At 41.9% G+C, this 17,910-nt stretch carries 14 protein-coding genes and 1 pseudogene; 4 read left to right on the top strand and 11 right to left on the bottom strand.

Annotated features, from left to right (window positions below; genetic code table 11):
- Nucleotides 1-59: 59 nt before the first annotated feature.
- From HT691_RS03775 to HT691_RS03765, 3 genes are read right to left on the bottom strand one after another with little or no spacing between them, the layout of a single operon-like run.
- Nucleotides 60-638, bottom strand: coding sequence for a uracil-DNA glycosylase family protein (locus HT691_RS03775; protein WP_172925257.1), 579 nt, complete (start codon nt 636-638; stop codon nt 60-62).
- A 53-nt stretch (nt 639-691) separates the two neighbouring features.
- Nucleotides 692-2,092 carry a dipeptidase PepV gene (gene pepV, locus HT691_RS03770; RefSeq protein WP_172925256.1) on the bottom strand — a complete coding sequence of 467 codons (1,401 nt, stop codon included), beginning with the start codon at nt 2,090-2,092 and terminating at the stop codon, nt 692-694.
- Between the two features lie 12 nt (nt 2,093-2,104).
- Nucleotides 2,105-2,710 (bottom strand): nitroreductase family protein, encoded by a 606-nt coding sequence (locus HT691_RS03765; protein WP_000670184.1) that lies wholly within the window; start codon nt 2,708-2,710, stop codon nt 2,105-2,107.
- Nucleotides 2,711-2,880: 170 nt separating this feature from the next.
- Between HT691_RS03765 and HT691_RS03760 the strand changes: the two genes are divergently transcribed.
- Nucleotides 2,881-3,681: an amino acid ABC transporter substrate-binding protein gene (locus tag HT691_RS03760; RefSeq protein ID WP_000714630.1), complete on the top strand. Its 801-nt coding sequence runs from the start codon at nt 2,881-2,883 to the stop codon at nt 3,679-3,681.
- Nucleotides 3,682-3,746: 65 nt separating this feature from the next.
- Here the strand turns inward: HT691_RS03760 and HT691_RS03755 are convergent, their stop codons facing one another.
- From HT691_RS03755 to recJ, 8 genes are all read right to left on the bottom strand, one after another.
- Nucleotides 3,747-4,580 (bottom strand): metallophosphoesterase family protein, encoded by an 834-nt coding sequence (locus tag HT691_RS03755; RefSeq protein WP_023933445.1) that lies wholly within the window; start codon nt 4,578-4,580, stop codon nt 3,747-3,749.
- Nucleotides 4,570-6,414, bottom strand: a complete 1,845-nt coding sequence (gene uvrC / locus HT691_RS03750; RefSeq protein WP_001061153.1) for an excinuclease ABC subunit UvrC — start codon at nt 6,412-6,414, stop codon at nt 4,570-4,572. Before uvrC ends, HT691_RS03755 begins: the two co-directional genes overlap by 11 nt.
- Nucleotides 6,415-6,453: 39 nt before the next feature.
- Nucleotides 6,454-7,155 (bottom strand): M57 family metalloprotease, encoded by a 702-nt coding sequence (locus tag HT691_RS03745; RefSeq protein ID WP_001267410.1) that lies wholly within the window; start codon nt 7,153-7,155, stop codon nt 6,454-6,456.
- A gap of 78 nt (nt 7,156-7,233) precedes the next feature.
- Nucleotides 7,234-8,466: a peptidoglycan bridge formation alanyltransferase MurN gene (murN, locus tag HT691_RS03740; protein ID WP_138705979.1), complete on the bottom strand. Its 1,233-nt coding sequence runs from the start codon at nt 8,464-8,466 to the stop codon at nt 7,234-7,236.
- A 4-nt stretch (nt 8,467-8,470) separates the two neighbouring features.
- Complete coding sequence (locus HT691_RS03735) at nt 8,471-9,691, bottom strand: aminoacyltransferase (protein ID WP_138700575.1); 1,221 nt, start codon at nt 9,689-9,691, stop codon at nt 8,471-8,473.
- Nucleotides 9,692-9,802: 111 nt separating this feature from the next.
- The gene (locus HT691_RS03730) at nt 9,803-10,582 is read right to left on the bottom strand and encodes an alpha/beta hydrolase family protein (protein ID WP_023933448.1); all 780 of its coding nucleotides are present in this window, start codon (nt 10,580-10,582) and stop codon (nt 9,803-9,805) included.
- Between the two features lie 67 nt (nt 10,583-10,649).
- Nucleotides 10,650-12,311, bottom strand: a complete 1,662-nt coding sequence (locus tag HT691_RS03725; RefSeq protein ID WP_023933449.1) for a ribonuclease J — start codon at nt 12,309-12,311, stop codon at nt 10,650-10,652.
- A gap of 173 nt (nt 12,312-12,484) precedes the next feature.
- Nucleotides 12,485-14,707, bottom strand: a complete 2,223-nt coding sequence (gene recJ / locus HT691_RS03720; RefSeq protein WP_171043398.1) for a single-stranded-DNA-specific exonuclease RecJ — start codon at nt 14,705-14,707, stop codon at nt 12,485-12,487.
- A gap of 176 nt (nt 14,708-14,883) precedes the next feature.
- Here recJ and HT691_RS03715 point away from each other — a divergent pair.
- From HT691_RS03715 to HT691_RS03705, 3 genes and pseudogenes are all read left to right on the top strand, one after another.
- A pseudogene (locus HT691_RS03715) lies at nt 14,884-15,513 on the top strand (amino acid ABC transporter ATP-binding protein); the annotation flags it as partial.
- 237 nt (nt 15,514-15,750) lie between these two features.
- The gene (locus tag HT691_RS03710) at nt 15,751-16,410 is read left to right on the top strand and encodes an amino acid ABC transporter permease (protein ID WP_000443886.1); all 660 of its coding nucleotides are present in this window, start codon (nt 15,751-15,753) and stop codon (nt 16,408-16,410) included.
- Nucleotides 16,411-16,698: 288 nt separating this feature from the next.
- Nucleotides 16,699-17,889: a ferric reductase-like transmembrane domain-containing protein gene (locus tag HT691_RS03705; RefSeq protein ID WP_000835817.1), complete on the top strand. Its 1,191-nt coding sequence runs from the start codon at nt 16,699-16,701 to the stop codon at nt 17,887-17,889.
- Nucleotides 17,890-17,910: the final 21 nt, after the last annotated feature.

The following is a 17,910-nucleotide window of genomic DNA, read 5'->3' as shown; positions in this document are numbered from 1 at the left end:
AAGCTGTACTTTGAGCAGCTTGCGGCTAGCTTCCTAGTTTGCTCTTTGATTTTCATTGACTATAAAATGGTTTTAATTCTTTTTTTCAAATCTGGCACCACTTCCGACTCAAACCATGGATTTTTGGCCATCCAGATTTGATTTCGCGGTGAGGGGTGAACTAATGGAAAATAGGTTGGCAAGTAGTTCTGGTAATGTTTTACTCGTTCTGTCACCTTGCCACTGACTTTCTCATGTAAATAGTAGGCTTGGGCATATTGCCCAATCAAGAGAGTTAACTGAATATCTGGTAATTCTTGCAAGAGCTGTGGATGCCATTTTTCTGCAAAGCCAGTTCTCGGTGGCAGATCACCTGACTTGCCATGCCCTGGAAAGTAGAAATCCATGGGCAAGACAGCAAAATAACCTGAATTGTAAAAGGTATCTTCATCCACACCTAGCCAGTCCCGCAAACGATCACCACTTTTGTCCTTCCAGTAAAGGCCTGCTTCTTGGGTTTTAAGACCAGGCGCTTGACCGATGATATTGATGCGAGCAGTCTTTGGCGCTGCAAAGAGAGGCTCAATGCCACGCTCTGTATAGCTGACATTCTGCGGATCCGCCATAATAGCATGTTTGATTCTTTCAATTTGAGACATCTACTTTCCCTCCAAAAAGAAGTCTAAGCATACAATCTCAGACTTCTATCGTTTTATTTGATCAATTCGTAAATAGCTTCGGCATAAATTGCTGCTGCTCGGAAGAGATCATCCAAGGCGATAAATTCATTAGCTTGGTGCATGGTGTCAATTGAGTCTGGGAACATGGCACCGTAGGCAACTCCGCGTTCGAGCAAGCGACCAAAGGTTCCACCACCGATAACTTGCTCGTGACCTTTAAGTCCAGTTTGTTTTTCATAAACATTCAACAAGGTTTGCACAAGTGGATCTTCCATTGGCACATAGTGAGGCGTGTGACCATGTTCAGAAAGGCTAACAGAAGCAACTGGCAAGTTTTCAAGGATTGACTTGATTTGCTCTGGACTTGTTCCTTTTGGATAGCGGATGTTAAGGGCAATGGTATTGTCAGCACTTGTTTCATCGAAGCGGAAGACACCGGCATTCATAGAAAGAGCACCCATCTTTTCATCCACATGAGCAATCTTGAGATTTTCACCCTCATGGTCGTTCAAGAGAATTTTACCAGCGATGTCAAGGTAGTCTTTAGCTGGACCAGCAAAGTCAAACTGGTTAAGGAAGAGGGCTAGGTAAGTCGCACCATTGACACCTGAAGCAGGCATAGCACCGTGGGCTGATTTACCAATGATGGTCACCTTGTATTGACCGTTTTCTTCTTGGAGTTCTCCTCTAAGTTTGTGTTCTGCAACAAAGGCATCTAGTTTAGCTTGCAAGTCAGCTAAATCACCTGAAATAACTGCTGTTGCTGATTCAGGAACCATGTTTTCACGTAAACCACCTGTGAAGCTGTGAAGACGGGCACCACCTGCATTTTCACCTGCAAAGTGAAGGTATTCCGTGATATTTCCTTTTTCACCATTGATGATAGGGAATTCAGCGTCTGGAGAGAAACCGAAGTCTGGTTTGGCAAGTCCTACGTGCTCAAAGTAGTAGTCCATGTCTGCCCAGCCTGATTCTTCGTCTGTTCCAACAATAAAGCGAACTTTCTTAGAAGTTGGAAGGCCCAATTCTTTGATGATTTTCAAACCATAGTAGCAAGCTGTTGTAGGTCCCTTGTCATCTGAAGCACCACGCGCATAAAGGCGACCATCTTTGATAGTTGGTGTGTAAGGGTCTGTGTCCCAACCGCTACCAGCAGGCACCACATCCATATGGGCAAAGATGCCGAGAACTTCTTCTCCATCACCAAACTCAAAATGTCCTGCGTAGTTATCGACATTCTTAGTTGGGTAGCCATCGCGGTCTGCGATTTCAAGGAATTTCTCCAAGGCTTTTACTGGACCAGGTCCAAATGGATGCTGGGCATCAGCCTTGCTATCATCACGTTCTGAGTTGATTTCCAAAAGGCTAAACAAGTCAGCCAAGAGGTCTTCTTTGCGTTTTTCTACTTCTGCTGTAAAATCAATTGCTGTCATTTTTTCTTCTTTCTATCTTTTCTCGATGATTTCATCTACTGGCAAGCGGTAGCTTGGTTCCAATTTGTCGTCTGTGTAACCCACTGTGATCAAGAGTTCTGGGCGGAAACGGTCTTCGATTTCCAAAACTTCATTAACTTTTGATTTGTCAAAACCAAGGATAATATTGGAACCAATTCCTTGGTCTGTAAGAGCGAGAACCAAGTTCATAGCAACCAAACCTGCATTGAGTGCTAGGTAGTCGCTGACTTGTTGTTCATTGTAGCGTGCAAATTCAGCTGGCAAATTTTTCATGAAGTATTGAAGTTGTTCTTCTGAGAAATTGTTAGCACCACCAACTCGGGCAATCTTACGAGCGCGTTTGGCAAGGTCTGTATCTGTAAATAGGGCAATGGTTACAGGTGCTGATGATACCTGCTCAAAGTTTGAACCATAAGCCAACTTTGCCAGTTCAGCATTTTTCTCACGTACTACCACAAATTTCCAAGGCTGGCTGTTGTGGGCACTTGGTGCCAAGGTTGCAATTTCGATAGCCGTACGCACATCTTTTGGATCAACTGGCTTATCAGTAAACTGCTTAGTCGCATGACGTTTTTTGTTTAATTCAAGAAATTTCATAATCGATTTCCTTTTCTAATTCTACTGCTTCCATTCTACCATAATTTGAAAGAGCTTGCAGGGATTTTTCATGATTAAGATTTTTTATCACAGCCATAAAAAATATATATTGGTTCATCAAGACAGTTTCTGATAAACTAACAAGTACTTTACATTTGAATGGAGATATTATGAAAAAATTTAGCCTATTATTAGCCATCCTACCATTTTTGGTTGCCTGTGGAAATCAAGCCACACCCAAAGAGACTAGCGCTCAAAAGACAATCGTCCTTGCTACAGCTGGCGACGTGCCACCATTTGACTACGAAGATAAAGGCAATCTGACAGGCTTCGATATTGAAGTTCTAAAAGCAGTAGATGAAAAACTCAGCGACTACGAGATTCAATTTCAAAGAACCGCCTGGGAGAGTATCTTCCCAGGACTTGATTCTGGTCACTATCAGGCTGCAGCAAATAACTTGAGTTACACAAAAGAGCGTGCTGAAAAATACCTCTACTCACTTCCGATTTCCAACAATCCCCTCGTCCTCGTCAGCAACAAGAAAAATCCTTTGACTTCACTTGACCAAATCGCTGGTAAAACAACACAAGAGGATACCGGAACTTCTAACGCTCAATTCATCAATAACTGGAATCAAAAACACACTGATAATCCTGCTACTATAGATTTTTCTGGTGAAGATATCGGCAAACGAATCCTAGACCTCTCTAACGGTGAATTTGATTTCCTAGTTTTTGACAAGGTATCCGTTCAAAAGATTATCAAGGACCGTGGCTTAGATCTTTCTGTGGTTGACTTGTCTTCTACTAATAGTCCTAGCAATTATATCGTTTTCTCAAGTGATCAAAAAGAGTTTAAAGAGCAATTTGATAAAGCACTCAAAGAACTCTACCAAGATGGAACCCTTGAAAAACTCAGCAATACCTATCTAGGTGGTTCTTATCTCCCAGATAAATCTCAGTTACAATAAGATATATTAAAAACGATTGGACCAGCCAATCGTTTTTAGTTTGCATTGGTTATTTTAGGAAACTCTTACAAAAAATCAAAATAATCCTTCACATCTTCTACATACCCATGCTTTTCTATTAAGCTTGCTAATAGTTCCAGATTGTGCCCCTGATAGTTATCGTCACGACGCAGTTCTTCATACATTTCAATAAAGGGAAGCCCCTTGGACTTGGCCAATTCTAACTCCGCTTCATAATCATAAGCGACTTTACGAAATAGGATATTTACCAATTCCCCATCTTCAACTTCTATCACGGCATACTGGGCACGGTGATTTTTTAACGCCTCCCAGTTAAAATAGGGCATGCCAATCGAACCTGGATTGATGATTTGTTGCCCTTGACTGCCATAACGAAGTAACTGCTTGTGAACATGACCATAGACTGCCACGTCGGTTTCCGCATCTAGCAGTTGGTCAAATTTCTCTGTATCATTCTCAACTAGCAAGTCACCACCATAGTTCTTATTTGGCAAATTATGAGAGATAGAAAAGCGCAATCCGTCAATTTCTTTCTTTTCCAGCAAAGGCAAGCTTCGTAGCCAGACAATCGTTGCAGGATCCATTTGATCCATCAAAAACTGGGTCATGCGCATTGACTGGATTTCTTTCGGATGTTCCAAACCATATTCGCCATCCAAGACCTCCAGGACACAATCATCCCAATTGCCTCGAACACTGGCTGTGATAGGAAGGTCCTTTAGCAGGGCGACTAAGTCATTTGCGCCTGGACCAGGAAGAAAAATATCTCCCAGAAGCCAATATTCACTGGCCCCTTGATTTTTAGCATCTGCAATCACTGCTTCTAGCGCCGTCGCATTGCCATGAACATCTGATAAAATTGCGATTTTATGGTTCATTGTGGTTTCCTTCCGTTTGGTAATCTACTCTTTCTTCTGCTACTTGAGGCAAGGCTTCTCCCTGCGGGTTCAACTTTCTTTGCACAGCCTCTGCTACTGCTCTTGGTACTCCAACTTCGACAATCTCATCCACACTGGCTTCCTTGATTTTGGTCAGAGACTTGAAGTGCCTCATGAGATTTTGCTTGCGTTTAGGTCCCAGACCATCAATCCCATCCAATTGAGATGAGAAAGAATTTTTGGAGCGCAGTTGGCGGTGGAAGGTAATGGCAAAGCGGTGCACCTCATCTTGGATGCGTTGGAGGAGGAAAAATTCCTGAGAATTGCGAGACAAGTCCACCACCTCAAGCGGATCTCCAAAGAGCAGTTCATGGGTTTGGTGCTTATCATTCTTTTGCAGCCCAGCAATTGGAATATCCAAGCCCAGTTCCTCTTGGATAACCTGCTTAGCGATATTGACTTGACCTTGCCCCCCATCAATCACAATCAAATCTGGAGGAGTCAAAGCCTCACGCTGTACTCGACCATAGCGTCTGCGAATGACCTCTCTCATGCTGGCATAGTCGTCTGGTCCAACAACCGTTTTTATCTTGTACTTGCGGTAATCCTTCTTACTCGGTTTACCGTTGACAAAGACCACCATAGCCGAAACAGGGCTAGTTCCCATGATATTAGAGTTATCGAAGGACTCGATACGTACTGGGGTCGGGATTTGGAGCAAACGTCCTAGATTTTCAATAGCTCCTTGGGTCTTCTCGACAGATTTCTCTAGCAGGTTAAATTTCTGCTCCAGACTAACACGTGCATTTTTTATGGCTAGATTGACCAGCTGTTTTTTCTCTCCACGTTGGGGTTTGAGAATCTTGGTATCCACCAAAGCCTTGACAGCTTCTTCGTCAATATCCTGCGGAATCAGTACCTCATTGGGAACTAGGTGAGATTTTTCTTGATAGAATTGTCCTACATAGGTCAAAAAATCCTCATCTGGATCATTGAAGTAGGGGAAGAGATTGACATCGCGCTCGATGAGCTTACCCTGACGGACAAAGAAAACCTGCACACACATCCAGCCCTTATCCACATAGTAGCCAAAGACATCGCGATTTTGGAGATCCTTAGCCATGACCCGTTGCTTGGTTCGAAGCGTTCCAATAGCCTGAATCAGGTCACGGTATTCCGCCGCACGTTCAAACTCCATAGTCTGGGCTGCCGCTGCCATTTTGCCCTTTAGCTCATCAATGATTTTGTTATCCTGCCCTTTCAGAAAATCAGAAACCTCCTGGGCCATAGACTTGAAATAAGTCTCATCCTTCTTACAGATGGTGTGGGCCATGCATTGACCGATATGGTAATAAAAACAGACCTTAGAGGGCGGGTTGGTACACTTACGAAAAGGGAATATCCGATCCAGCAACCGCTTGATTTCATTGGCTGCCCCCACATCGGGATAGGGTCCAAAATAAAGACCTCCGTCCTTTTTGACCTGACGAGTGATAATCAAGCGTGGATAGCGCTCATTGGTGATTTTGATGAAAGGATAGGACTTGTCATCCTTGAGCATGATATTGTACTTGGGCTTGTTTTCCTTGATCAGGTTGATTTCTAGGAGAAGTGCCTCAATATTAGACTCCGTAACAATAAATTCAAAATCCACAATTTCAGACACCAGAGCCTCTGTCTTGGTATCATGACTTCCACGAAAATAGGACCGTACTCGATTACGCAGATTTTTAGCCTTTCCTACATAGATAATGGTGCCATTTTTATCCTTATGAATGTAGCAACCAGGGCTGGTCGGCAAGAGCTCTAGTTTTGATTTAATCAAGTTGTTCATAGTTCCATTATAGCAAAAAAAGTAGGGAAAGATAGTACCCTACTCACTAGTCTCATATATTTTTCGGAGGTTTGCAACATCCTCTTCCTGGATACCATAAAAGGAACCTGCTGGTTGCATGACAGACTTCTCATCTGTATGGTCCAAGCCAATCGCATGACCTAACTCATGTTCTGCCGTATGGACAAGGCGTTCATAGGAGTAGCCATAGTATGGATTGGACAAATAATAATGATTCAACCGCACCGTTACGGACAAGAATTGCCCTGTTAAGAGATTAGTTTGACTTTCCGCCTCTCCTGCCACAGGAGTGCCTCCGTCGTTCATCTCCGTAGCCGTAATATCCGCCTTACTAGACTCAGTCACGAGTTCAAAGTTAAAAGCACCAGTTTGATTCCAGTTCTGGATTGCTTCTAAATAAGCCTCTTGAAAGCGTGAATCCATCTGCGGATCCAGGTAAATACGAGCAGAGGCCTGTGCCCACCTTCCTTCAGAATGCTGGTGACTATCTGTCTGGCTTAACTTAGGCAGTTGCCCTGTTTTCTCCCATTGGTCAATACTTTGTTGACCAATTTTTACTGACCGTTCTGCTTGCTTTAGCGCTCCTTGAAAATCCCCGTTCAGATACCAGAGAAGTCCGAAAGCAAGCACACATAAGAGCACAACTATCCAAACCAGACGCCAAAACAAACGCCACACAAAAGAAAAGAAAGCCCCTATCAAACGAAAAAGCCAGCGCATGTCTCTCCACCTTTCTAGCAAATAAGAATTATTTTACTAAAAGAAGCTAAAAGAAATCTAAATACTGACTTTTTCATCTTAACGTCCTACTATTTTTTTGAGTAACTGGATAGCTTTGTATTTTAAAGGCGATGGATGGTAACGGAAAGTACCCGCTTTGCGTACAATATAGCCATTAAAATTCTGTTTAAAACGCAAAACACCATCACTTCCATCAAAAATCCCTTGAATGCCTAGGAAGTTGTATTTAGGTATTCCACGTTTTATGCTTTCCAACATAACATATTTTTGAAGCAGGGCAGGGGCATAGAACTTATTAAACTCAGTGTAGGAACCACTAAAGAGATAAGTCGTTTCCTGAGGCATATAAACAAATAAACTCCCGGCTAAAACAATATCTTCTTCTCCATATTTTTCAATCAAGTCTCGCGCTTCTGCTTTTCGAACTTCAAACGTTTCAAATTGACTAGAATATTCTCTCAGTTGATTTTGTTTTTTCTCAGAATGAGGATTTTTACTCAAATCAAGTCGCAACTTGTCCAAGATTTCTTCTAGTTTACTTTGCTCACCTTGCAATTTGCTCATATACTCCGAAAAATTTAAGGTTGCTATGAGAAACTCCGCTTGTTCTCCAAAAACATCATAAAAATGCTCATAATATTCTAAACTTTTATCACTATATTCTCTACGTTCAGAGGTTTCTTTTGTGATATTCTTAAAAATCGATAGTTCTTCACGTTTTAACTTTTTCAACCGAATGCCAAAGGTTTCAGCCTTTTTCACCAAGGGTTTACCCTTTTTGCTAAAACTTTTAAGCAAATTCTTTTCAGTTAATTCAGTCAAATCTTTATAGTATAACCAATCTGGTTCTCCACCTGGATACCCTGTCGTCAATCCATCAAATTGATAACCTAAATCAGTCAAACCTTGAATCATACTTTTTTTCTCAGCATCTATCGGATTACCTTCACTATCAAAAGTTTGATAAGTTTCATAAAGTTTTACAAGCAACTCTAATACACCATTTTGCTTGGCATATTCTTTTAACTCCGCATAAAAAATTGGAAGAGCATCTTGTTGGGTATAAATCGGACCCGAATTGAGCTCCATATGCAGACCACCCAGCATGGGCAAGCTATAAACCAGAGCTGCAACTTGAATCTCTCCTTCTTGTTTCAAAGCAAGATAAACAATTCGAGCCCCTCTTTTTTCTAACAAGTCCCCCATCTGGACCGATTGCATAAAGGAACGAGAAGAAACCTGATCAGAGTAAGCCTGAAACTCTTCTTTCGTGAGTGTAATTAGTGCCATATACTTACTTTCTATGTTTTTTTCTTAATGTTTTACGGAAATCAAGAGCAAGTCTTAACAGAGGATAGAGAGGATGGGTAGGCATTGTAAATTCACCCAAGTATTCTTCAATCGTTGGATTAAAATTAGCTTTAAAACGATAGAGTCCACCATCTAAAGCATTCTCGACGCCTCCTAAATTTTGCCATAAAATGCCACGTTCAAAGGAATATCGAGCTGTCTCATACCAAGTCAAAATAGGAGCTTTATATCGTTTAAAATCTTCATCCATTCCTGCGTATAGATTGACAGAAGTTTGTCCGAATTCTAAAGTCAAGGTAGCCGCTAAGGGAACTCTTGCTTGACCTGCATCCATATATTCCTGCAGGAAAGTCAATTCCTCTAACAAACGTTCTTTTTCCTTCTTCTGCGCTTCTACTTTTGAAGTTCGAGTCGACTCAGTAAAGGTCTCTTCCAAGGCTCTGTTTTTCGCTAACTGTTCTTCTAATTCTTGCGAACGTTTAGAGACATTCAAGGTTGCCAAGGTGATGTAGGCCTTGTCCTTAAAATTATCTAACAACTTTTTATAATAGGCTTCATTCCTCAAATGAATCTCTTTCCGCTTCTCGGTTTTTTTCATCAAAAAGGAAAAAGACTCCAATAATTCAGTTCCACCAAATTGAATCTCTACCCCCTTATTCCGTGCTGTTCGAATAGCCTGTTTTGTTGACTTGGAAAGTTTATCTTCTTCAAAATTTTCCTTGTATATTTTCGCCTGAATACGAGGCTGAATGGTGTCCCCCATTTCCTCTGTTTTTCCTGACCACCTTACTCCCATTTGTTGCAAACTATCAATAATAGCCAAACTTTCAGGATATTCTGTCTTTTCCTGATTGATTAAACTTTGAGACAGGCAAATACTTGGATCAAAAGTCACAAAAATAGCTCTCCTGCTACGAGCATAAGACTTAATGGACTGAATGACAAAACTCAAGAGTTCCGTATCCCCATAATCCAATATAGGTCCCCTTGGGACGTAAAACATTTTATAGCCTAACGGAAGAGTTCTAATCAAAATACTAGCTGTCGCCAGTAATTTTTCTTCCCTGTAAACACCAAACTTCTCATGTTCCCAATCAGACTTCACTTCTTCCCAAGCACTACTTTGTAATACATTGGCTAATTCATGTTCTTTGACAAACTGATCATATTCTAATGTGGGAATGCCAATTTGATAACGGTACATTTCCTACTCTCTTTCCTCCAGTATCTTATTACTATTCTACTACTTTCGTTTGAAAAGTCTAGTGAAAACATATTTTATTTTAGTTCTACTCCCCCTATGCTGAAGTTCAAACTAAGTCAATCTCTCTTCTAATTTGAAATCAATCGGTAGGGTTGCTAAGAACCGTTCCAATTGTTTTTCCCAATAATACCACTCATGGGTTCCAGCGCTATGGCTATAGGTCACATCAAAACCTAGTTTTTTGAGATTTTTCACTGCGAGATTATTGGCTTCGTACAAGAAATCCTGCTCGCCACACCAAGCCCACAGCTTGGTCTTTTTATCCGATTTTTTAGCCAGACTTTCAAGAGAATAAGGACTAGCTGTCCAATCTGTAATCTCCCCAAACACACCTCTCCAATAAGCTGGCGTTCCCAAATCTTGGCTTTCAGGAGAAAAATCTTGAAAACTAAGGGCACCTGAAAAGCTAGCTGCGTGAGAAAAACGATTTGTAGCAAGAGCCAATTTAAAGCAGCCGTAGCCTCCCATAGAGAGACCAGCGATAAAGGTCTTTTCACGCTTACTGGTCATGTTAGGGAAGAAGCGTTTCAAAACCTGTGGCAATTCCTCTGCTAGAGCTGTGTAATAGTCAAAACCATACTGGGTATCGGTATACCAACCATTGCTGGTATTGGGCATGACGACGATAAGATTAGTAGCTCGAAGCAAGCGTTCTACATTGGTTCGCTTGAGCCAACTATTATGATTGCCAGACATCCCGTGCAAGAGGTACAAGACGGGAATATCTTTACACTCTGGTTCTTCCACTCGATTGGCATCAGGGTAGAGGACATTCACTCCCCACTCCATATCCAAAACTTGTGAGTAATACTCGATTTTCATTACTGCCATATTTTTTTCCTCTATTTTTCTATAAGAAAAAGCCAAAACTCAGCTTTCTCTCTACTTATTTCAATGATTATTTTGCTTCCATGACTACTGGTAGAATGGCTGGACGACGCTTGGTTTGGTCAAAGAGATACTTGGTCAGATTATCACGAACCTTCCCTTTAAGATCTGCCCAGTCAAAGTCATCTCCTTTAAGATAGTCTTCTACCGTCTGGTTAATCAATTCGGAACTTTCACGGAGAATATCGCGACTCTTCTTGAGATAAACAAATCCACGCGTGTGAACACGGGCCTTGGCCACAATTTTCTTCTCACGTCGGTTAACTGTAATTGCGACGATGAAAATGCCATCCTCTGACAAGACCTTACGGTCACGAAGAACCACATTTCCAACATCACCTATGGCATTCCCGTCAATCAAGACATCCCCTGCCGAAACTGCTCCAGCTGGGACAAAGTCTCCATTCTCATAAGCCATGCTGGTTCCCTTTTTAGGGATGAAAATGCGTTCTGGCAACATACCTACTGCCATAGCAGCCTTAGCATGGGCATCCAACTCGCGGTATTCCCCTTGAATTGGGAAGAGATACTTAGGTTGCAAGAGATTGATCATCAACTGCAAATCACGCGCATTTCCGTGCCCTGATACATGTAAACTTTGGGTAATCAATTTGACAACCCCTCCTGCCTGATAAATCATATTTTCCACACGCGCAACGAAGGCTTCTTTAGCAATAGACGGAGCCGTAGCAATATAGACCAGGTCCCCATCCTTGATTTCTACATAACGATGGCGACCAATCGACATCTTACGAAGTCCATTGATAGGTTCACCCATACGACCTGTCTCAAGAATAATCAACTCATGGTCTTCAAAGCGAGACATATCTTTCGGCTTAATCAAGAGAATTTCGTTGGCTAAAGACAACTTCTTGAGACGAATCGCTGTGCGGACGATATTTTCAATATCAAATCCTGTCAAGACGATACGTCGACCTGTTTTATCCGCAGCGTCAAAAATCTGCTGGATACGAGAAAGGTTACTGGAAACAGCTGCAACGATGATACGACCTTCCCAGTCAGCAATGGTTTGGGTAATTTCATCTCTAACTTCACTTTCACTAGCCACCTGAATATTGCTGTCCGCATTGGCCGAATCACTGAGGAGAGCCAGGACGCCGTCACGACCGATTTCTGCCAAACGAGCGAAGTCTGTCGCATAGGATTCACTAGCTGTCTGGTCAAATTTGAAGTCACCTGTATAAACGATGCTACCTTCAGCTGTCTTCAAGACAATTCCCAGGCTCTCTGGAACGGAGTAAGTCGTAGGGAAGAAGGAAACCACTGTCCCACCAAAATCAATCTCCGTATCTTCATCAATAACATGAAAATCATTAAATTTCTTGACTGCGTCATTTCCTTTGACAAAGAGCTTTGCCAACTCAATGGTCAACTCAGAGCCAAATACAGGTACCTTGGCTTCAGCCAAGAGATAAGGCAGAGCACCAATAGCATCTGCATGTCCGTGAGTTAAAAATACCCCAGCAATTCGATCTTTATTTTCAAAAAGGTAGTCCATCTTTGGAATCACCACATCGACCCCTAATTGTTCATTTTCGGGATATTTTAACCCTGCATTCAAAACAAAAATGGACTCTCCAATTTCAGCAATGTACATATTTTTCCCATTTTCACGTACACCACCAAGTGTTGTTAAACTAATATTACTCATTTTTCCTCCAAAATCTTAGTTTATCTTGATTATAGGGTTGCTTACCCTCTTATTCTAAAAGCACTATTACTGTTAGCCGAATCTTTTCCTACCATTATACCATTTTTTTGATGATTTTCAAAATGAAGATTTGTTTTCAAAAAAGAGCTGGTTGCCCAACTCTTTCCTAACTTCTACTCTTTTTCCATCAAAAAATCATAAATTTCTTGCACGGTACCCAGGGCCATCATTTCTTGGTCTTTGACAGTTTGTTTGAGATTTTGATAAATCTGACTTTCTCCTATCTCTCGCTTTGGCGCTTCTTTATTGACTGTCATGACACCATCTTTGATGGTCACAAAGCCTAGTTCTTCAAATACTTGAATCATCTTGACCAGCAAGATTTGTTGAATATTGAGATAAGTAGCCAAATCCTTGAGCTTATAGCGAATATCAAACTCTGGGAACTGATAGATGATCTTGTACAATTTGGCAAACTGATCTCTAGTCCCATAACCTGTCAGATAATAGGCCTTGTCAATATCATTTTTGAAATAGACAGCAGAGAAATTCTGTTCCTGAAAAATGGTCTTCAGCTGAGTAATATCCTCAGGAACGGTTTTCACGACAACCGCTTCACTAGCCGCCAGATTCGGCAGTTCTCCATCAAAATCCAAGACTGGAACTCCCTCTGGTAAGACTGCATTCTTCCCACGAATGTTAAAAAGTTGAACACCTTCCACACGCGCATCCACCATCATCAACTGCAGGGCAGTTTGGCCATTCCATTGGTTGACAGACAATTTGACTGCCAGCTCTAGATTCTTGGTTTGGGAAAACTCTGTCGCCCATCTACCTTGGCCAAAGGCTACCACTTCAAAACTCTCCTCACCTTTGGAAATTTTCAACTTGAGATGGGCATTACCTGCCCCCATAGTACGGGCACTTTCGACCTGAAAATCCTTGATATAAAAGACAGGTTTCTGATTATCCATTCCAAAAGGTGCCAAGCGCTCAAAGTTCTTGACTGTTTCAAGACTCAAAGCCTCCAAATCCAGCTCTTCATCTAGATTTAACTTGTTCTTGCCACCAGCATCCGCGCCTTTTTCACGGACATAATCTTCCAAAACCTGAGATAAATCTGAGAGTTTCTCAACTTCCAGCGTCATGCCAGCCGCACCAGCATGGCCACCAAAGGCGATGAAGAGGTCTCGATGAGGATCCAGAGCCTCAAAAATATCGACCGCTTCCACACTACGAGCACTACCCTTGGCACGACCGTCTTCTATATTAAGAACAATAACTGTCTGCCCTAGTTCTTCCAACAAACGGCCAGCCACGATTCCTAGAATCCCAGGATTCCAGCCTTCCTTGGCCAAGACCTGAACCTTCTTCTCAGGATCCACCATGGTCTTGGCTTCTTCATAGATAGACTGAACGATTTCCTTGCGCTCTTCGTTTTTCTGGTGAATCATAAGGGCAATCTCATGCGCTTCCTCATCATCAAATCCAGTCAGCAAATCAATGGCAGGATTGGGATCATCCAAGCGGCCCAAGGCATTCAAACGAGGAGCAATCTGGAAACCAACCGTTTCTTCTGTTACTTCGTTGGCGGCAATCCCAGCCATATCCAGCATTTCTTGTAAACCAATGCGCTGAGTATGTCCCAACATTTCCAGACCATACTGAACCAAGATACGGTTCTCATCTGTCAAACTAACCATATCAGCAATGGTACCAATAGCGACCAAATCAAGCAATTCCACTTGTACTTCTTCTAACAGGGCACAAGCCAACTTGAAAGCAACTCCACAACCAGCCAAATATTTGAAAGGATAGTCCGCATCCGGATGTTCAGGATGAACGATGGCATAGGCATCTGGTAGGGTTTCAGGCATGGAATGGTGGTCAGTCACAATGACATCTACTCCCATAGACTGAGCCAATGCAATAGCCTCATGACCACCAACCCCATTGTCCACCGTCACAATCAAGGAAATCCCTTCTTGCTCGATAAAGTATTTATAAACACTAGCATTAGGGCCATAGCCATCGGTAAAACGATTTGGCAGGTAAACTCGGCACTCAGCACCAAGTTGTTCCAAACTTTCCTTCACAATCGAAGCCGAAGTCATGCCATCCGCATCGTAGTCTCCATAAACGAGAATATTTTCCCCTTCTTCAATGGCCTGACGAATCCGTTCCACTGCCTTGTCCATATCATGGAGCAGATAAGGGTCATGCAAATTCTCCAAGGAAGGTTCTAAAAACTTCTTCAGACTTTCTTGGTCCTGAATCCCTCTCTCAAACAATAACCGAGCCACCTCAGGACCCAGTCCAGCCTTCTTGGCTATCTTTGTAAAATCCGCATCTTCTACCTGCGGGGCAAACTGCCATTCATAAGTAGGTGTTATCAAAAAGACATCCACTCTTTCTAAGAATTCTATTGCTTCATTATAACATGATTTAGACGTTTTCTCTATCCAGATTGCTTTTTTATAAAATTTTAGTGAATTTTTTCAGATATGATTTGACAAGACAAATCTTTTGGTGCAGAATCATGTTATAAAATCTAATGCAAAGGAGACTCCTTATGGCTTTAGTAGAATTTGAACACGTCGAAAAATATTACGGAGACTACCACGCACTCCGCGACATCAATCTCCGTTTTGAAAAAGGACAAGTCGTTGTCCTACTCGGACCATCTGGTTCTGGAAAATCCACTCTTATCCGCACCATCAATGGTTTGGAGGCTGTTGACAAGGGAAGTCTTCTAGTCAATGGCCACCAAGTTGCTGGTGCCAGCCAGAAAGATTTGGTGCCTCTTCGTAAGGAAGTCGGCATGGTTTTCCAGCATTTTAACCTCTATCCGCATAAAACAGTGTTAGAAAACGTAACACTCGCACCCATAAAAGTTCTAGGAATTGATAAAAAAGAAGCTGAAAAAACAGCTCAAAAATATCTGGAATTTGTAAATATGTGGGATAAAAAAGATTCTTATCCAGCCATGCTATCTGGTAGACAAAAACAACGAATCGCCATTGCTCGTGGACTCGCTATGCATCCTGAACTCCTTCTCTTTGATGAGCCAACATCTGCTCTTGACCCTGAAACCATCGGCGATGTTCTAGCGGTTATGCAAAAATTGGCCCACGATGGTATGAATATGATTGTCGTTACCCATGAAATGGGCTTTGCCCGTGAAGTTGCTGACCGCATCATTCTCCCTCCTTTGACCAACCAAATTGTCAACCTCATCAAGAACACCTCAACAGTCGCTATCATCTCTGGAGTGGACTTGATGTTTGTGACCAAGTCTTGGTCAGCACTTAACGGAAACTACATTCCAGCCTTTCTAGGCGCTGCCCTTCTCTACTTTTCTCTATGCTTCCCTGTTGCCCAGTTTGGTCGCAAGATGGAACAAGCTAATAAAAAAGCCTATTCACTTTAGGAGGTTACTATGGAATCCATTTTAGAAGTTTTGACCCCAGATAACCTAGTCTTTATCTTTAAAGGATTTGGCTTGACCCTCTACATTTCTCTGATTGCCATCGTCCTCTCTACCCTTATCGGTACGGTGCTAGCTGTCATGAGAAATGGCAAAAATCCTGTCTTGCGCATTATTTCCAGCATTTATATCGAATTTGTGCGCAACGTTCCCAACCTTCTCTGGATCTTTACTATCTTTTTAATTTTCAAGATGAAATCCACTCCAGCAGGAATCACTGCCTTCACACTCTTTACATCAGCGGCTTTAGCTGAGATTATCCGAGGCGGTCTCAATGCCGTAGCCAAGGGGCAGTACGAAGCAGGAATGTCACAAGGCTTCACTTCAGCCCAAATCCTCTACTACATCATTCTCCCACAAGCCATTCGTAAAATGCTGCCAGCCATCATTTCTCAGTTTGTAACCGTGATTAAGGATACCAGTCTCCTCTACTCTGTTATCGCCCTACAAGAACTCTTTGGAGCCAGCCAAATTCTCATGGGCCGTTATTTCGAACCAGAGCAGGTCTTCAGTCTTTATATACTGATTGCCCTCATCTACTTCAGCTTTAACCTAGCCATTTCGAGCCTGTCTCATATGCTAGCAAAACGTTGGCAACAAGCTGCAGAATAATACTCTTCGAAAATCTCTTCAAACCACGTCAACTTCACCTTGCCGTATGTATGGTTACTGACTTCNNCTATCCACAACCTCAAAACGGTTTTTGAGCAGCCTGCGGGCTAGCTTCCTAGTTTGCTTTTTGATTTTCATTGAGTATAAACAGCCACTCTCCAGTTCAATTGGAGAGTTTTTATAAGAGCAGAGATTTACACACCTAGATTTGACACCATACATTTTCTATGATAAAATGTAACAAATTCATTTACAACAAATCGAAATCTAAATGAAATGGAATTTTCTATGAAATCAATCAAAGGACTACTCTTTATCATAGCTAGTTTTATCTTGACTCTTTTGACTTGGATGAACACTTCTCCCCAATTCATGATTCCAGGACTAGCTTTAACAAGCCTATCTCTGACTTTTATCCTAGCCACTCGTCTACCACTACTAGAAAGCTGGTTTCACGGTTTGGAGAAGGTCTACACCGTCCACAAATTCACAGCCTTTCTCTCAATCATCCTACTAATCTTTCATAACTTTAGTATGGGCGGTTTGTGGGGCTCTCGCTTAGCTGCTCAGTTTGGTAATCTTGCCATCTATATCTTTGCCAGCATCATCCTTGTCGCCTATTTAGGCAAATACATCCAATACGAAGCTTGGCGATGGATTCACCGCCTGGTTTACCTAGCCTATATTTTAGGACTCTTTCACATCTACATGATAATGGGCAATCGTCTCCTTACATTTAATCTTCTAAGTTTTCTTGTTGGTAGCTATGCCCTTTTAGGCTTACTAGCTGGTTTTTATATCATTTTTCTATATCAAAAGATTTCCTTCCCCTATCTAGGGAAAATTACCCATCTCAAACGCTTAAATCACGATACTAGAGAAATTCAAATCCATCTTAGCAGACCTTTCAACTATCAATCAGGACAATTTGCCTTTCTAAAGATTTTCCAAGAAGGCTTTGAAAGTGCTCCGCATCCCTTTTCTATCTCAGGAGGTCATGGCCAAACTCTTTACTTTACTGTTAAAAATTCAGGCGACCATACCAATAATATCTATGATAATCTTCAAGCCGGCAGCAAAGTAACCCTAGACAGAGCTTACGGACACATGATCATAGAAGAAGGACGAGAAAATCAGGTTTGGATTGCTGGAGGTATTGGGATCACCCCCTTCATCTCTTACATCCGTGAACATCCTATTTTAGATAAACAGGTTCACTTCTACTATAGCTTCCGTGGAGATGAAAATGCAGTCTACCTAGATTTACTCCGTAACTATGCTCAGAAAAATCCTAATTTTGAACTCCATCTAATCGACAGTACGAAAGACGGCTATCTTAATTTTGAACAAAAAGAAGTGCCCGAACATGCAACCGTCTATATGTGTGGTCCCCTTTCTATGATGAAGACACTTGCCAAACAGATTAAGAAACAAAATCCAAAAGCAGAGCTTATTTACGAAGGATTCAAGTTCAAATAAGTAGTCATAACCACCCGTGAA

The organism is Streptococcus sp. 477, from assembly GCF_013277295.1.
Taxonomy (GTDB): domain Bacteria; phylum Bacillota; class Bacilli; order Lactobacillales; family Streptococcaceae; genus Streptococcus; species Streptococcus pseudopneumoniae.
The sequence above is the reverse complement of the archived record's forward strand: the minus strand, read 5'-3'. Positions and strand labels throughout refer to the sequence as shown.